A 448-nucleotide genomic window follows, 5' to 3' on the forward strand; every position below is an offset into this window, starting at 1 on the left:
GATGAATCAAAAAATCGGAAAAATTTTGTTGCTTATCGGCCAAAAGCATTAGATTAACTTCCTTTAATGGGGAAAGTCTTATTTCGCTGAGATTTGTAACCTTTCTATGTGAAAGATATTCATTTGCTACAGACCTATATTCCATTACTAATGTCATTACGTTTGAATTAATATTATATTTTGTAGTTAAATCAAAATTCCCCATTAAATCAAAATCACTTTGAAAGACGGGATGAAGACAATAAGCGTCTTTCACTATATTAGTGACGCCAAGTTTATTTAAAATAATAAGTCCATGATCTATGTGCTGCATATATGGAACTTGACTTCTTTTGGCACGAGCGTCGCCATAATACCATTTAATTATTTCATAGCAATTCATTTACTAACTCCACCAATACATCTCCATGACAAGCTAATGGCTTGCACCAACACCCCAAAATCTTAT

2 protein-coding genes are annotated in these 448 nt (G+C 32.6%); both read right to left on the reverse strand.

Annotation, left to right across the window (positions count from 1 at the left end):
- The coding region (locus AC3DEV_RS17020) for a hypothetical protein (RefSeq protein WP_488372876.1) at positions 1–313 on the reverse strand (313 nt) is incomplete at its 3' end.
- 55 nt (positions 314–368) lie between these two features.
- Positions 369–440, reverse strand: a complete 72-nt coding sequence (locus AC3DEV_RS17025) for a DUF4326 domain-containing protein (protein ID WP_488372877.1) — start codon at positions 438–440, stop codon at positions 369–371.
- Positions 441–448: the final 8 nt, after the last annotated feature.

It is taken from the genome of Dietzia sp. IBK-p2-15D (assembly GCF_057773105.1).